Raw genomic sequence first — 15,167 nt, 5'->3', positions numbered from 1 at the left:
CTGCGCCGCGGGATCAGGGCCGTCGCGTAGGTTGGAGCCGTGACCGCCGCGCTCGCCGACTACCTGGGCAGGGAGCCCGTGGCCTTCGTGCTCCTCGCCGCCGCGCTCGCGGGGTTCGCCGTCGTCGGGGTGCGGCTGAGCGTCATCGACTGGCGCACGCACCGGCTCCCGGACCGCATCGTCCTGCCGTCCTATCCCGCGGCGATCCTGCTCCTCGGGGCGGCCGCCGGGATCGCGGGGGACTGGCACCGGATCGCGGGGATGCTCGGCGGGGGCGCGGCGCTGCTGCTTGCCTTCGCGGCACTGCACCTGCTCCATCCGCAGGGGCTGGGCCTCGGGGACGTGAAGCTCGCAGGGCTCCTCGGCCTCTACCTGGGGTTCGCCGGACGGGCCGAGCTCTGGTGGGGTCCGTTCCTGGCCCTCGTGCTCGGCGGGCTGTGGAGCGTGCTGCTCCTGGCGACGCGGCGGGCGACCCTGCGCACGTCGGTGGCGTTCGGCCCGTTCCTCATCGCGGGAGCGGGTGTCGGCCTCGCTGTACTACGCTGAAAATCATGCCCAGCCCGGATTTCGTTCTCGCCCTGCGCCGTGTGATCGGCCACGACCCGCTCTGGCTCCCGGGGGTGTGCGGCGTGGTCTTCGACGACGCCGGGCGGGTGCTCCTCGGCCGACGGGCCGACAACGGGGCCCGGGCCCTCATCACCGGCATGGTGGAGCCCGGCGAAGAGCCGGCGGTGGCCCTGCGCCGCGAGGTCGAGGAGGAGACCGGGGTGCTCGTGGAGGTCGAGTGCCTGCTCGGGACGAAGGTGGTGGGGCCCATCACCTTCCCGAACGGTGACGTCGCCTCGTTCCTGACCCTCGACTTCCGGTGCCGCCGGGTCAGCGGCACCGCACGGGTCAACGACGACGAGTCGACCGACGTCGGCTGGTTCGCACTGGACGCCCTGCCCGACCTCGGCGCCCGGCACCTAGCCCTGGTGCAGGGCGCCGCATCCTTCGACGGCGTGGCCCGCTTCGTGGCCTGACCTACCCGGCGGCGCGTTCGCGCTCGAGGCGGTCTGCTTCCTCGCCGCCGATGGCCTCGCCACGCGCGACCATGCCCGACGTCGCCGACAGCGGGATCTCGCGCAGCAGGAGGGCCAGGACGAGGGCGATCACCAGGAACGGCACGAGGTAGAGGAACACCGGGGCCAGCGATTCGGCGTAGTCGCTCACGACGGCGTTCCGGACCGGGTCGGGCAGGGCGTTGAGCGCCGCCGGGTCCAGGGTGGACGTCGCCTGGCCGGCGGCCTCCGGGTCGGCGCCGAACGAGGCGAACGTTGCGGTGAGGCGCTCCGAGAGGCGGCTCGTGAAGATGGCGCCGAAGACGGCGACGCCGAGCGCCGCACCGACCTCCCGGAAGTAGTTGTTGGTGCTCGTGGCGACGCCGACCATGGTCGGGGACACCGCGTTCTGCACCACGAGGACGATCACCTGCATGATGAGGCCGAGCCCCGCGCCGAAGAAGAACAGCATGGTGCAGATGACCCAGATCGGCGTGGTGGCTGTGAGCGTGGACATCCAGACCAGCGTCAGGAGGGTGATCGAGACGCCGGCGATCGGGTACCTGCGGTACCGGCCCGTGCGGGAGATCGCGACGCCGGAGAAGATGGACGTGCCCATGAGGCCGACGATCATCGGGACGAGGAGCAGCCCGGACACGGCGGCGGACGTACCGGAGGCCATCTGCAGGAAGGTCGGCATGAAGGCCAGGGCGGCGAACATACCGAGGCCGAGGGTGAGGCCGATGCCCGTGCTGGTGACGAACGTGCGGTTGCGGAAGAGTTCCAGCGGGATGATCGGGTCCTCGGCGCGGCGCTCCACGAGGACGAACGCGACCGCCGCGACGACCATGGCGGCCCCGAAGGCCCAGGTGAGCGGCGAGGTCCAGCCCTCGGCCGCGTCCCCGCCGAAGTCGGTGAAGAAGATCAGGCACGTCGTGGCGATGGACAGCAGGACGACGCCGGGGATGTCCATGCGCTTCGTGGCCTTCTTGGACGGCAGGCGCAGCGTGAACCAGGCGATGGTGAAGGCGGCGATGCCGATGGGGATGTTGATGTAGAACGCCCAGTTCCAGGTGAGGTGGTCCACGAAGTAGCCGCCGAGGAGGGGGCCGGCGACGGCGCTGAGGCCGAAGATGCCGCCGAGCGGTCCCATGTACTTGCCGCGCTCGTTGGCCGGGACGATGTCCGCAATGATCGCCTGCGACAGGATCATCAGCCCGCCGCCGCCGAGGCCCTGGACGGCCCGGAACACCACGAACATCCAGAAGTCCGTGGCGAAGGCGCAGCCGATCGAGGCGACCGTGAAGAGCGCGATGGCGAAGAGGAAGAGGTTGCGGCGCCCGAGGACGTCGCCGAACTTGCCATAGATCGGCATCACGATCGTGGTGGCGAGGAGATACGCCGTCGTGATCCAGACCTGGTGCTCGACGCCGCCGAGCTGGCCCACGATGGTGGGCATGGCGGTGGAGACGATGGTCTGGTCGAGGCTGGAGAGCAGCATCCCGGCGATCAGCGCCGAGAAGATGATCCAGATGCGTCGCTGGGTCAGCAGGAGCGGGCCGTCCTGCGCCGTCGGTGTGCTCATGGGGTGTCCTGGTTCTGGGGAGGAGGGGAGGGGAAGAGGTACCGCAGGGCGTCGATGTTCCGCCGGAACACCTGCGCGTAGGAGAGGGTGTTGCCGTCCGCGAAGAACTCGTCGAAGGACCGGCGGGCCAGGCCGCCGAGGACGAACGTGGCGACCCGCGCCGCGGGGGCGTCCGCCGGCAGGTCCTCGCGGTCGAGGATGAGGTCGGTCAGGAGCTGGGACTTGGACTCGGCCCGCGCGAACATCCGGGCCATGAGGTGCGGTTCGCGGTGCAGGAGGGCGGACATCGTCTCGTACTCCTCCCGCGTGATCGCCATGCTGCTGCCGAAGTCGGCGAACAGGTCGGTGAGCGCGTCGAGGAGGGGCCGGGGCGGGACGGTGCGGCCGGAGTCGACGAAGGCGTCGAGGATCGCCTGCGGGAACCCCTCGTCGGAGGTGCCGAGGACGGCGTCCTCCTTCGACGGGAAGTAGTTGAAGAACGTGCGGCGGGAGACGCCGACCTCCTCGCACAGCTGCTCGACGGTGAACCCCGCGAGGCCGTGCTCGAGGGTGAGCCGGCGGGCCACCGCCACGATCGAGGCCCTGGTCCGGCGTCGCTTGCGCTCCCGGAGTCCGGGGGCCGCTGATATTGCACTGTCATCCACGGAGTACATATTTGCACTGTGTACAGACAAGTGCAAAATCAGCGGGCGTGGATACGACGGAGGGGCGCACCCGGGCGGTGCGCCCCTCCGTCGTGTCCGGGGACCGGCTGCGGGTCAGGCCTGCGGGGGCCGTGTCATCGCGAGGACGTCGAGCGCCGCATCGAGCTGCTCCTCGGTGAGCTCGCCGCGCTCCACGAACCCGAGGGCGACGACGGCCTCGCGCACCGTGAGGCCCTCGGCGACGGCCTTCTTCGCGATCTTCGCCGCGTTCTCGTACCCGATGTGCTTGTTGAGCGGGGTCACGATCGAGGGGGAGGCCTCGGCGAGGAACCGGGCGCGCTCGACGTTCGCCGTGATGCCGTCGATCATGCGGTCCGCGGACACGCGCGTCGAGTTGCTCAGCAGCCGGATGGACTCCAGGACGTTCCGGGCGATCACGGGGATGCCGACGTTGAGCTCGAACGCCCCGTTGGTGCCGGACCACGCGACCGTGGCGTCGTTGCCGACCACCTGCGCGCAGACCATGATGACGGCCTCCGCGATGACGGGGTTCACCTTGCCGGGCATGATGGACGAGCCGGGCTGCAGGTCGGGGAGGGCGATCTCCCCGAGGCCGGTGTTCGGGCCGGACCCGAGCCAGCGGAGGTCGTTGTGGATCTTCGTCAGCGACACCGCGATGGTGCGGAGCATGCCGGAGATCTCCACGAGGGAGTCGCGGTTGGCCTGCGCCTCGAAGTGGTCGCGCGCCTCGGTGAGGGGCAGCCCGGTGTCCGCGGCGAGCAGTTCGATGACCCGCGCCGAGAAGCCGGCCGGGGTGTTGATGCCGGTGCCCACGGCAGTGCCGCCCAGCGGTACCTCGGCCACCCGGGCCAGCGACGCCTCGATGCGCTCGATCCCGTAGCGCACCTGGGCCGCGTAGCCGCCGAACTCCTGGCCCAGGGTGACCGGGGTGGCGTCCATGAGGTGCGTGCGGCCGGACTTCACCACGGTGCTGAACTCGGCGGCCTTGCGCTCGAGCGCTTCGGCGAGGTGTGCCAGGGCCGGGATCAGGTCCTTGACGAGCGCCGACGTGGCGGCGACGTGCACGGAGGTGGGGAAGACGTCGTTCGAGGACTGCGAGGCGTTGACGTGGTCGTTCGGATGCACGGTGGTGGAGCTCCCCGCGGCCTCGAGGGCGCGGCTCGCGAGGGTCGCGATGACCTCGTTCGCGTTCATGTTCGACGACGTCCCGGAGCCCGTCTGGTAGATGTCCACCGGGAAGTCGCCGTCGTAGCGGCCCGACGCCACGTCCTCCGCCGCCGCCTCGATGGCCCGGGCACGCTCGGCGTCGAGCACGCCGAGCTCGGCGTTCGCCGTCGCCGCGGCCTTCTTGATGCGGGCGAGCGCCTCGATGTGCGCACGCTCGAGGGTGGTGCCGGAGATCGGGAAGTTCTCGACGGCTCGCTGCGTCTGCGCCCGGTACAGAGCGTTCACGGGCACGCGCACCTCGCCCATGGTGTCGTGTTCGATGCGGTACTCGGTCTCCGCGCCGGGCGCAGTGCCCGTCGTCGAGGTGGAGTCAGGGCCGGCTGCAGGCGTTGGAGTCATGCCGCAATTCTCACCGCTGCTCTACAGTGCGCCAAATCCTGACACCAGCACGGCGTTGCCCTCGTCCAGGCGGTAGGAGACGCCGATGACGGCGACCGACCCGCCCTCGACGGCGTCGGCGATGACGCGGGAGCTGTCGACCAGCCGCTGGGCAGTCTGTTTCGTGTGCTCGATGACGGTCGTGTTGACGTCGGTGACACCGGCGCGCCGCGCGGTGAGGACGGACGGCGTGATCCGCTCGACGAGGTCGCGGAGGAAGCCCGTGGGCATGTCGCCGGTCTCGATCGCGTTCATCGTCGCGGTGACGGCACCGCAGCTGTCGTGGCCGAGGATCACGATCAGGGGGACGCCGAGCACGCTCACGCTGTACTCGAGCGAGCCGAGGACGGCGTCGTCGATCACCTGGCCGGCCGTGCGGACCACGAAGACGTCGCCGAGGCCGAGGTCGAAGATGATCTCCGCGGCGAGCCGGGAGTCCGAGCACCCGAAGATCACGGCGAACGGGTGCTGGTCGTTCACGAGCGCGGTGCGGCGGGAGGCGTCCTGGTTGGGGTGCGAGACGTCGGAGGCCACGAAGCGCGCGTTGCCCTCCTGCAGTCGCTGCCAGGCGGCGGCGGGGGTCAGTTGCTGGGTCACGCCGCCCACTGTACTGGCTCCGTCCGTCACGAACCGTCCGTGTCCGAAGATGACAGGCGCTCGGCCTCGTCGACGGCGTTCTGCCGGACGTCCTCGACGACGGCCTCGCCCACGGCGTCGAACTCGGTGAGGGAGGCCTGCCCGTTGAGGATCACCGTGGCGCCGTCCACCTCGGAGGTCAGCACGGTGTCCCCGTTCGGTGCGTCGAGGAGCTCCCACTCGAGCCCGCCGATGGTGCGCGTCCCGGAGACCTGCGCGTCCTCGACGCGCTGCGCCGTCCAGGTGGGGTTCGCGTCGTCGGTCTGGGTGAGCTGGATGTACCCGGCGTCGGCGGTGAGGAACCCGACCTCCCAGAAGTCGACCGCGTCGCTGCGGCCGGTGACCCAGCGGGCGTAGGTGGAGGACCACTCCTCCGGCAGGGTCGGCGATGCCGGGAGGTAGCCGGCGTCGCCCGCGGCCTGGCGCGCGACGGTCTCGACGTCGATGTCGCGCCGGTACGTCTCGGCGGTGTACGTGGGGTTCAGGAAGTAGACCGGGAGCACGACGGCGATGGTCGCGCCCGTGGCGATCAGCATGCCGCGGGCCGTGGAACTGGCGCGCTTGGCCTGGTTCGGGGTGAGCGTGATGGGCGGGGCGTCATCGTCCAGGTCCTCCGCGGGTCCGGCGCCGCCGGCCGGTCGTCCTGTCTGCTGCGCGGGCGCTCGTCCCGCCTGCCGCTCGGGCGTGGCCGGTCCCTCGCCGGCGCCTGCTCGTGTCCCGGGGGTCGTCCGCTCGTCGCCTTGATCGCTCACCCCTCCATTTTCGCTGATGCCGGCCGTAGTGCCTAACCTGGTGGCGCCCCGGGGTCTGCACATCTGCGCCGTCGGCGGGCGCGGCGCGGCGGGCGCGCCTATGATGACAGCACCGGACTGGTGCGCCCGCTAGCGGCCGATGACCTTCGACGATGAGGATAGACGTGTCCCAGAATGCTACGAATGCCGAGTACTCCACCCTGTCACCGGCGCTGGCCGTCGGGGACAAGGAACCGGACCGGAACCTCGCCCTCGAACTCGTCCGCGTGACGGAGGCCGCGGCCATCGCCGGCGGCCACTGGGTCGGGTTCGGCGACAAGAACCTGGCCGACGGCGCCGCGGTGGACGCCATGCGCTCGCTCCTGCAGACCGTGCACTTCAACGGCATCGTGGTGATCGGGGAGGGCGAGAAGGACGAGGCCCCCATGCTGTTCAACGGCGAACGCGTGGGTGACGGCAGCGGCCCGGAGTGCGACGTCGCCGTCGACCCGATCGACGGCACCCGCCTGACCGCGCTCGGCATCAACAACGCGCTCGCCGTCCTCGCGGTCGCGGAGCGGGGCTCGATGTTCGACCCCTCGGCCGTCTTCTACATGGAGAAGCTCGTGACCGGGCCGGAGGCTGCGGACATGGTGGACCTGCGCCTGCCGGTCAAGCAGAACCTGCACCTCATCGCGAAGGCCAACAACAAGAAGGTCAGCCAGCTCAACGTCATGATCCTGGACCGCGACCGGCACAAGCCGCTCGTCGAGGAGATCCGCGCGGCCGGCGCGCGCACCAAGTTCATCATGGACGGCGACGTCGCCGGCGCCATCGCCGCGGCCCGCGAGGGCACCGACGTCGACGCCCTGATGGGCATCGGCGGGACGCCCGAGGGGATCGTGGCGGCCTGCGCCATCAAGTCCCTCGGCGGCGTCATCCAGGGCAGGCTCTGGCCCACGAGCGACGAGGAGAAGCAGAAGGCGCTCGACGCCGGGCACGACCTCGACCGCGTGCTGTCGACCAACGACCTCGTCACGAGCGACAACTGCTACTTCGCCGCCACGGGCATCACCGACGGCGACCTGCTGCGCGGCGTCCGGTACAGCAAGGACAAGGTCCTCACGCAGTCGATCGTCATGCGCTCGAAGTCCGGCACCATCCGGGTGGTGGACGGCGAGCACCAGGCCCACAAGTGGGAGACGTACGCCAGGGTCAGGGACTGACGGTCCGTCGCCTGACGGGTCGTCCGGGGACGGGTGGGGCGGCGCACCCCTATAGGCTGGTCGGATGAGCCTTTCCGTGTCGCCCTGCCCCGATCGCGCCCTCTGGGACACCATTGTCAACGAGCTGGGAGGCCACCCCCAGCAGCTGTGGGGCTGGGGTGCGACGAAGGCCGCGCACGGCTGGAGCGTGGACCGCGTGATCGTGCGGGAGGACGACGTCGTCGTCGCCGCCGCGCAGGTGCTGTGCCGGTCGCTGCCGTTCCCGCTGCGGCGCCTCGCCTACATCCCGCGCGGCCCGCAGGCCCTGCCGGGGCGCGAGGCGGACGCGCTGGAGGCCCTCGTCGGGTACGTCCGGGCCGCCCATCCGTCAGTCGCGCTGTCGATCGAACCCGACTGGGACGAGGCGAGCGACGCCGTCCGTGCGCTTCCGGGGGCGGGCTGGAAGGCGAGCACGAACACCATCCTCATCGGCCGGACGCTCATCCTGGACCTCCGGCGGTCGGAGGAGGACCTGCTGGCCGACATGACGAAGAAGCACCGCCAGTACATCCGCAAGTCCGGCCGCGAGGGTCTCGACCTCCGGCGTGTTGTCCGCAGCGAGCTCCCGGCGTGCCTCGACGTGTACCGGGTGACGGCCGAGCGCGCCGGGTTCGGCATCCACGAGGACTCCTACTACCTGGACATCTTCGACAACCTCGGTGACGCCTCCCCGGTCTACGCCGCGTTCCAGGGGACCGACGTCGTCGCCTTCCTCTGGCTCTCCACGACCGACGCCACCTCGTTCGAGCTCTACGGCGGCATGACCGACGAGGGCGAGCGGCTCCGGGCGAACTACGCACTCAAGTGGTTCGCGATCTCCGAGATGAAGGCTCGGGGCGTGCACCGCTACGACTTCAACGGCCTGCTCAACGACGGCGTCTCCCGCTTCAAGATGGGCTGGGCGAAGCACGAGGACCAGCTGGCCGGCACCTGGGACTACCCGCTCTCGCCCCTCTACCCGGTGTTCAGCCGCGCCCTCCCGGTCGCGAAGCGCGGCATGCAGCTGGCGCGCCGCCAGGCCGGACGGGCGGTCGGAGCAGCGCGGCGCGTGCGGGCGGGCCGGGCGTCCTGATCGGGCGCTGCGCCTGAGCGGCGCCGCCCGGGCTACACCTCGAGGGTGGGCATCCCGCCACCCACGGTCACGGCGAAGGCCAGCACCGGACCGTCCGTCGCGCCGTGGGCGTCCGCGGCCGGGCGCATCATGAGGGGCGCCTCCGACGCCGCGACGAAGGCGCCGGCGCCCCGCGGGACGACGAGCGTCGCGTTCGGTGTGTCCAGCAGGATCGGGGCGCTCACCGCGAGGACGACGACGGGACCGTTCTGCACCACCGGGACATGGGCGGGCGTGAGGCTCTCGTCCGTGCGCAGGGGAGCGTCCTGCCGGTCGTCGTCGGAGGGATCCCCGCCGGCTGCGGGGCCCGCCGCCGCGTCCGCCAGGACGATCCGCTGCAGCTGGAACTCCTCGAACGGCGGGCGGTACAGCTCCTGGTCGAGCAGTGTGTACTCGGGCGCGAGCGAGGGCGGTGCGAGGGGTTCGAAGACCACCGTGGACAGCAGCTCCGCGGTGTCCACGTGCTTCGGGGTCAGACCCCCGCGCAGCACGTTGTCCGAGGACGCCATGACCTCGATGCCCAGTCCGCCCAGGTAGGCGTGGATGTTCCCGGCCGGCAGGTACAGGGCCTCACCCGGGCGGAGCGCGACACGGTTGAGCAGCAGGGCCACGAGCACGCCCGGATCGCCCGGGTACTGGTCGGACAGCTCGGCGAGGGTCGCCAGGTCCCGGGCCGTCGCGTCCGCGGACCCCTCGACGCGGCGCGCAGCGGCCACCACCTCGTCGACCGCCTCGCCGGGCGCCCGGAGCAGGAGCGTGAAGGCCCCGCGCAGCCCGGTCCCCTCGCCTGCGACGAGCTGCGCGGCAACGCCGTCGAGGAGGTCGTGCGTCGTCGAGCCCGGCTCGACGGCGGAGGCGAGGGCCCCGATGATGCGCGCAGCATCGGCCAGGGGCCGGAAGCCGCAGAGGGCCTCGAACGGGGTGAGCGCGTAGATCATCTCCGGCTTGTGGTTGCGGTCCTTGTAGTTGCGGTGCGGGGCGTCGCGGGGGACTCCGCCGGACTCCTCGGCGTCATAGCCCGCCGCGGCCTGCTCGAGGCTCGGGTGCACCTGCAGGGACAGGGCCGACCCCGCCGCCAGCACCTTCAGGAGGAACGGGAGCCTCCCGTCGAAGCGCCCGGCCACCTCGTCGCCGAGCAGCGCCTGCGGGTCCTCGTCGATGAGCTCGTGGAGGCCAGTACGGGTGCCGTCCGGGTGCACGACCTCGGAGGGGGAGTCGGGATGCGCGCCGACCCACAGCTCCGCCTCCGGGCCTCCCGACGGCTCCCGGCCGAGCAGGTCGGCGATGGCATGCTCCGAGCCCCAGGCATACGGGCGGAGGGGATTGTCGAGGAGGTACATCGGTGTCAATCCTTCGGCTGGTGGGACGGCAAGCGGGACGGCAGGCGGGACGGTGTCGGTCAGGCGGCAGCGGTGTCGGTCGAACGATACCGGTCAGGCGGGGGAGCACTCGCCGTTGTCCGCCAGCAGGTCGCCGAGGGTGAGGTCGTCGCCGATCGTGGCGAGTTCCTGCAGGTACTCCTCGGTGATGCCGTCCTCCGTGACGCCGGTGCCGTCGTCGAGGGTTTCCGTCGGGACCTGCGCGACGACACCCGCGCGTTCCAGCGCCAGCGGGCCGACGGGAGACGGGCCGACGGGAGGCTCGTCGGCGGGAACCGGGCCGACGGCGGCCGGCTTCCGGGCATCGTCCGCGAGCATGTCCTGCACCCGGGCGTGGACGAGGTCGAAGTCGGGGTAGGTGACGAAGTTCTCGGCCGGGGTGCCGAAGTCCGGCGGGCCAATGGTCAGGCGGCGGGTCTCCTGGCCCTGGGCCTTGAGCCCCAGGTCGACGAAGCCGGCCAGCTGGTCCTGCGGGATGTCCGTCTCCACGATCTGCGTGCCGGCCGCGGCGATCGACTGGAACCGCGTGAGGAGGGTGGCCGGGTCCAGCTGCGCGATCATGGCCTGCTGGACGCACTGCTGGCGGGCGATGCGGTCGTAGTCCGTCACGAACTCGCGGCTCCTGGCGTACCACAGGGCGTGGTACCCGTCGAGGGTCTGGACGCCCGGCTTGATCCAGCCGTCCGGCGGGTAGTGGCGGATCGGGTCGGTGCCGGGGATCTCGGCGGCGGTGATGGGGACCCAGCCGCCGGCGTCGATCCTGATGCCGCCCATGGCATCCACGAGCTGCTCGAAGCCGTTCATGTCGACGAGGACATAGGACTGCACCTCGATCCCGAGGACACCGCTCGCGGCATCCATCATCGCCTCGGCGCCCGGGTCCTGGGAGTCCGGGTACAGGTCCGTGTGGTTCTGGGTCACCTCCGTGTACAGGCTGTTGATGATGCACGGGTCGCCGCAGTTGTACCCGTCGGGATAGACCTCCCAGAGGGGGGAGTCCTCGGAGAACGGGGCGTTCTGGAAGTTGCGCGGGATGCTGAACGTGACGGTGGCGCCCGTCTCGGCGTCGACGCTGATCACGGAGATGCTGTCGGGCCGCCGGCCCGTACGGTCCTCGCCGGCGTCGCCGCCCATGAGGAGGAAGTTGTACCGGCCGTCCACGGGGTCGAAGGCGGGCCCGGACTGGAAGATCGAGCCGACCGTCGACCGGCCCACGCCGAGGACGTAGGCGCCGTAGGTGAGGGATCCGCTCGTGAGCACCATGAGCACCGCGAGGGCCCCCGCCACGAGGGGGCGCGCGCCGCGGTCGAGCAGGGGCAGGCGGATGAGGCGCAGGGTGTTCAGGAAGAGCAGCGCCCAGCCGACGGCGATCCCGAGGAGCGCGCCGATCAGCAGCAGCGACCACCAGCGGTGGGTGACGACGCCGACGACGAGGGTCCGGTCCACCACGGAGAGCACGATCCCGAGAAGGAGCAGGCCCCAGCACGCGAACGTGGTGCGCAGCGCCCTGCGCCCCAGGCGCCGGTCCCCGGCGACGGTCTGCGCGGAACCCGGCAGGACCAGCGTCAGGGCGAGGAGGACGAAGGCCCGTTTCGTGCGGACCGCGGGCGGGGCGGACTCCGGGTACCGCACGGGATCGGACAGGGGGGCCGCGGAGGCCGCGCTGCCGTCGGTGCGGGTGGCCGTCATCACGCGCCGTCCGCCGTCGACTCCGCGATGCGGGACCGGAGGGCGGCACCCTTCTCCTCCGCGGTCAGCCGGAGCGCCCGGGCGAACTCGGTGAGCTGCCGCCGCAGGGTGGCCGCCTGCTCGTCCGTGCCGGAGGCGAGCATCCTGACGGCGAGCAGCCCGGCGTTGCGGGCACCGCCGATGGACACGGTCGCCACGGGGACGCCCGCCGGCATCTGCACGATCGACAGGAGCGAGTCCATGCCGTCGAGATAGCGCAGCGGAACGGGGACGCCGATCACGGGCAGTGGCGTCACGGAGGCGAGCATTCCCGGGAGGTGGGCGGCGCCTCCCGCGCCGGCGACAATCACGCGGAGCCCGCGCTCCTCGGCGCTCCTGCCGTAGTCGATCATGGCCTCGGGCATGCGGTGCGCGGACACGACGTCGGCCTCGTAGGGAATGGAGAACTCGGCCAGTGCAGCCGCTGCGGCTTCCATGACGGGCCAATCGGAGTCCGAGCCCATCACGAGGCCTACCTGGGCGTTCGTCACTGCATTCCCTTCGGTCATTACTGGGTGGGGGCGTCCCGGGCGCCGTCGCGAAGTATTGCGGCTACCCTCGTGGCCCGGGCGCGGACGTCCTCCAGCGGTTCCCCGGGGGCCGCCAGCGCGTTCACGTGGCCGATCTTCCGGCCGGGACGTACGTCCTTGCCGTAGAAGTGCACTTTAGCCGACGGTCCTGAGGACAGGGCCGTCGGGTAGGCGGCGTAGATGTCCTCGTTCGCTCCCCCGAGGATGTTCTTCATCACGGCGTGTCCCGCCAGCGGGGCCGTGGATCCCAGGGGGAGGTCGAGCACGGCGCGCAGGTGCTGCTCGAACTGCCCGGTGGCGGCGCCGTCCATGGTCCAGTGCCCCGAATTGTGCGGGCGCATCGCGAGTTCGTTGATGAGGTAGCCGGCACCCGCCCCGGGGGTCTCGAAGAGCTCGACCGCCATGACGCCGGTGACGCCGAGGCGTTCGGCGAGGTGCAGCGCGGCGGCGGTGACGGCGCGGGCGGTCTCGTCCGCCAGCCCGGGAGCGGGGGCGATCACCTCGTTGCACACGCTGTCCACCTGGATCGACTCGACCACCGGCCAGGCGACGGCCTCCCCGGACGGCCGCCGGGCCACCAGGACGGACAGTTCGCGGCTGAACGGGACGAACTGCTCGACCAGGAGCTCTCCGCCCGTGAACCAGTCCCGCGCCGCCTCGAGCCCCGCGGTATCGCGCAGCACGAGGACCCCCTTGCCGTCGTAACCGCCGCGGGGTGTCTTGAGGACCACCGGCCAGCCGGTCTCCGCAGCGAAGGATTCGACGCCGGCCGCGTCCGTCACCGCGCGCCACGACGGGTTGGGCAGCCCGAGCCCGTCCACGGCCCGCCGCATCACGAGTTTGTCCTGGGCGTGCAGGAGCGCCGCCGGCGAGGGGTGGAGGGCGACGCCGTCGCCCTCCAGCTGGGCGAGGAGCTCACCGGGGACGTGCTCGTGGTCGAAGGTGACGACGTCGACGTCCGCGGCGAAGGCGCGCAGCGTCTCGCGGTCGCGGTAGTCGCCCACCCGGGAGCGGGCGACGGCAGCCACCGCGGAGACGTCGGGGCCTTCCGCCAGCACGCGGAGTTCGAGGCCGAGTTCGACGGCGGGGCCGGCCATCATACGGGCGAGCTGGCCGCCTCCGATGACGCCTATCACGGGAAAAGTCACCACTACAGGGTACCCACGGGGCGGCCGGAGCCGGCCATCCGATCGGCGGACCGGAGGGTTGTGCACGCGCGTCTCACACGAAGCTCCGAGGCTTCCACCGGATGTTCCCGGACCGGTGGGGGACGGCGGAGCGCAGGAAGGCCGTAAAATGGGCCGGACGCGCCATGCAAGGTCAGCCTGGGTTGCCCGCTCCGCCGGCGCCATCGGTCTGTCCCGCAGGTCGGCCGGGAGCATGCCCGGCGGGACCGGCGTTCGTATCGGACCACGGAGGTTGGCAGTGGCAGGACTCATGGATCGGATCAGGGGCCTCGCCTCCATCTTCTGGCGCGAGGTGGCGAAGTTCGGAGCAGTCGGCGGTGTGGCGTTCGTCATCGACAACGGCCTCTACTGGTACCTGATCCACGGCCCCATGAGCGGCAGCGAGGTCAAGGCGCGCTTCGTCTCGGCCGGCGTGGCCACGGTCTTCGCGTGGGTCGCCAACCGCTACTGGACCTTCCGCCGCCGCCGCCAGCCCAACCCGGCCCGCGAGCTGGCGATGTTCATCTTCATCAACGTGATCGGCATGGGCATCGCCGCGGGCTGTGTATGGGTAGCCAAGTACCTGTTCGACGTCGTCGAGCCGGGACCGCTGTTCATCGTCGGGATCGTCGGCACGGTGCTGGCCACCTTCGTCCGCTTCGTGGCCTACCGGTTCTGGGTGTTCAACGTCGAACTCGACGAGGACCCCGAGTTCAGCCACGACCAGGAGCTCGTCCACCCGCACGACGGGCACGCAGGCAAGGCCGCCCCATCCGTGACAGCACCCGAGGTGGAGCAGGTCAGGCAGTCCCCAGCCGGTCAGTGACCTTCTCGCCGCTGAGCATCCGCTCGGTGACGGGGACGCCCTCCTCCACAAGGACGAGCGCCCCGTCCCGCTCCCACACGGCGAAGGCGGCAGCCAGGGCCGGCAGCAGGCCCGTGCCGGGTTCCAGGAGCAGCGTGGGTGGGTCGGCATCGGCGGTCCGTCCGAAGCCCACCGGCAGCGCCACGCGTCCCGTCAGCTCCGCAGCCGTCAGCGTCCGACCGCCGGCGAGGACCAGGGGAGTGGGCGGCGCCGCTGCGGCGCCGTCGGCCGCGTCCAGGAAGACATCGCCGTGGGAGCGCACCTCCGCCGCGAAGTCCACTGCTCCCCGCGGCAGCGGGCCGTCCCAGCGGAGCGCCAGCGAGCCCAGGGCCACGCAGGCCAGCAGCCGCGGAGGGTCGACCTCCACGCCGGCCCGCGAGGACAGCACGATGTCCGCGGGCGTCCCGGCGGGCGAGCCGGACCCGCCGTCGTCGTCCGCCGGCACGACGACGGCCCCTACCTGCCAGCAGGCGAAGACGAGGGCCAGGGTCTTCCAGTGGACCGGCAGGTCGACGGCGACGGTCGTCCCGTCGGTGGCGTCGAGTTCGTCGACGAGGAGGTTCGAGCTCTTGGCGACCCAGTTGTCGAAGACGCGGCCCGACAGTTCGATGCGGCCGTCCCGTCCGTGCCAGACGAGCCGGGGGGAGGTGGGGCTGACGGTCCGCATCCTCGTCAGGAGGTGCACGGGGGGCTGTGGCATGATGGGCCTCTTCCGGCTCGGGGGTCGGGTGGCGCGCTGCGCGCGGTTGGGACTACTTGCTTACGGATCGACAAAAACAGGTAGTTTGAACGGCGTGCCACTCGTGTTTGTCAAGCCCTGACTCTATAAGGTTCGGCTGGCCGCTTGACGTGACTCGTGTT

At 71.3% G+C, this 15,167-nt stretch carries 15 protein-coding genes; 5 read left to right on the top strand and 10 right to left on the bottom strand.

The genetic code is table 11. The features are described 5' to 3' along the window. The first annotated feature begins 39 nt into the window (after nucleotides 1-39). Together C4K88_RS08100 and C4K88_RS08095 are read left to right on the top strand one after the other, a co-directional pair. Nucleotides 40-546 (top strand): prepilin peptidase, encoded by a 507-nt coding sequence (locus tag C4K88_RS08100; RefSeq protein WP_104121121.1) that lies wholly within the window; start codon nucleotides 40-42, stop codon nucleotides 544-546. 5 nt (nucleotides 547-551) lie between these two features. Continuing rightward, on the top strand, nucleotides 552-1,022 hold the full coding sequence (locus tag C4K88_RS08095) for an NUDIX hydrolase (RefSeq protein ID WP_104121120.1): 471 nt from the start codon (nucleotides 552-554) through the stop codon (nucleotides 1,020-1,022). 1 nt (nucleotide 1,023) lies between these two features. On the opposite strand, the gene C4K88_RS08090 is transcribed toward C4K88_RS08095, so the two are convergent. From C4K88_RS08090 to C4K88_RS08070, 5 genes are all read right to left on the bottom strand, one after another. Beyond that, nucleotides 1,024-2,625 carry an MDR family MFS transporter gene (locus C4K88_RS08090; protein WP_104121119.1) on the bottom strand — a complete coding sequence of 534 codons (1,602 nt, stop codon included), beginning with the start codon at nucleotides 2,623-2,625 and terminating at the stop codon, nucleotides 1,024-1,026. After that, nucleotides 2,622-3,278 (bottom strand): TetR/AcrR family transcriptional regulator, encoded by a 657-nt coding sequence (locus C4K88_RS08085; RefSeq protein ID WP_104121118.1) that lies wholly within the window; start codon nucleotides 3,276-3,278, stop codon nucleotides 2,622-2,624. Before C4K88_RS08085 ends, C4K88_RS08090 begins: the two co-directional genes overlap by 4 nt. A 105-nt stretch (nucleotides 3,279-3,383) precedes the next feature. After that, nucleotides 3,384-4,856, bottom strand: a complete 1,473-nt coding sequence (locus tag C4K88_RS08080; protein WP_277621641.1) for a class II fumarate hydratase — start codon at nucleotides 4,854-4,856, stop codon at nucleotides 3,384-3,386. 21 nt (nucleotides 4,857-4,877) lie between these two features. Next, nucleotides 4,878-5,492, bottom strand: coding sequence for a carbonic anhydrase (locus C4K88_RS08075; protein WP_104121298.1), 615 nt, complete (start codon nucleotides 5,490-5,492; stop codon nucleotides 4,878-4,880). A 26-nt stretch (nucleotides 5,493-5,518) separates the two neighbouring features. Further along, on the bottom strand, nucleotides 5,519-6,283 hold the full coding sequence (locus C4K88_RS08070) for a DUF4245 domain-containing protein (protein ID WP_241521776.1): 765 nt from the start codon (nucleotides 6,281-6,283) through the stop codon (nucleotides 5,519-5,521). Nucleotides 6,284-6,435: 152 nt separating this feature from the next. Here C4K88_RS08070 and glpX point away from each other — a divergent pair, with 152 nt between their 5' ends. Continuing rightward, nucleotides 6,436-7,488, top strand: a complete 1,053-nt coding sequence (gene glpX, locus C4K88_RS08065; protein ID WP_104121116.1) for a class II fructose-bisphosphatase — start codon at nucleotides 6,436-6,438, stop codon at nucleotides 7,486-7,488. A gap of 64 nt (nucleotides 7,489-7,552) precedes the next feature. After that, a complete protein-coding gene (locus C4K88_RS08060; RefSeq protein ID WP_104121115.1) occupies nucleotides 7,553-8,599 on the top strand; it encodes a lipid II:glycine glycyltransferase FemX in 1,047 nt (348 codons plus the stop codon). 32 nt (nucleotides 8,600-8,631) lie between these two features. Here the strand turns inward: C4K88_RS08060 and manA are convergent, their stop codons facing one another. The 4 genes from manA to C4K88_RS08040 all read right to left on the bottom strand — a co-directional run bounded on the left by manA (nucleotide 8,632) and on the right by C4K88_RS08040 (nucleotide 13,375). After that, complete coding sequence (gene manA, locus C4K88_RS08055; RefSeq protein WP_104121114.1) at nucleotides 8,632-9,978, bottom strand: mannose-6-phosphate isomerase, class I; 1,347 nt, start codon at nucleotides 9,976-9,978, stop codon at nucleotides 8,632-8,634. 93 nt (nucleotides 9,979-10,071) lie between these two features. Beyond that, complete coding sequence (locus tag C4K88_RS08050; protein WP_104121113.1) at nucleotides 10,072-11,706, bottom strand: LCP family protein; 1,635 nt, start codon at nucleotides 11,704-11,706, stop codon at nucleotides 10,072-10,074. Beyond that, complete coding sequence (gene purE / locus C4K88_RS08045) at nucleotides 11,706-12,254, bottom strand: 5-(carboxyamino)imidazole ribonucleotide mutase (RefSeq protein WP_104121112.1); 549 nt, start codon at nucleotides 12,252-12,254, stop codon at nucleotides 11,706-11,708. The genes C4K88_RS08050 and purE overlap by 1 nt, the downstream gene beginning before the upstream one ends. After that, the gene (locus tag C4K88_RS08040; RefSeq protein WP_241521803.1) at nucleotides 12,254-13,375 is read right to left on the bottom strand and encodes a 5-(carboxyamino)imidazole ribonucleotide synthase; all 1,122 of its coding nucleotides are present in this window, start codon (nucleotides 13,373-13,375) and stop codon (nucleotides 12,254-12,256) included. The genes purE and C4K88_RS08040 overlap by 1 nt, the downstream gene beginning before the upstream one ends. 337 nt (nucleotides 13,376-13,712) lie before the next feature. On the opposite strand from C4K88_RS08040, the gene C4K88_RS08035 reads away from it, so the two are divergent. Then, nucleotides 13,713-14,267, top strand: a complete 555-nt coding sequence (locus C4K88_RS08035; RefSeq protein WP_104121111.1) for a GtrA family protein — start codon at nucleotides 13,713-13,715, stop codon at nucleotides 14,265-14,267. Here the strand turns inward: C4K88_RS08035 and C4K88_RS08030 are convergent. Further along, nucleotides 14,242-15,006: a TIGR03089 family protein gene (locus tag C4K88_RS08030; RefSeq protein WP_104121110.1), complete on the bottom strand. Its 765-nt coding sequence runs from the start codon at nucleotides 15,004-15,006 to the stop codon at nucleotides 14,242-14,244. The genes C4K88_RS08035 and C4K88_RS08030 overlap by 26 nt on opposite strands. Between the last annotated feature and the right edge of the window lie 161 nt (nucleotides 15,007-15,167).

Source organism: Arthrobacter pityocampae, from assembly GCF_002927275.1.
Lineage (GTDB): Bacteria > Actinomycetota > Actinomycetes > Actinomycetales > Micrococcaceae > Arthrobacter_D > Arthrobacter_D pityocampae.
This window is presented reverse-complemented; position numbering and strand designations above follow the sequence as displayed.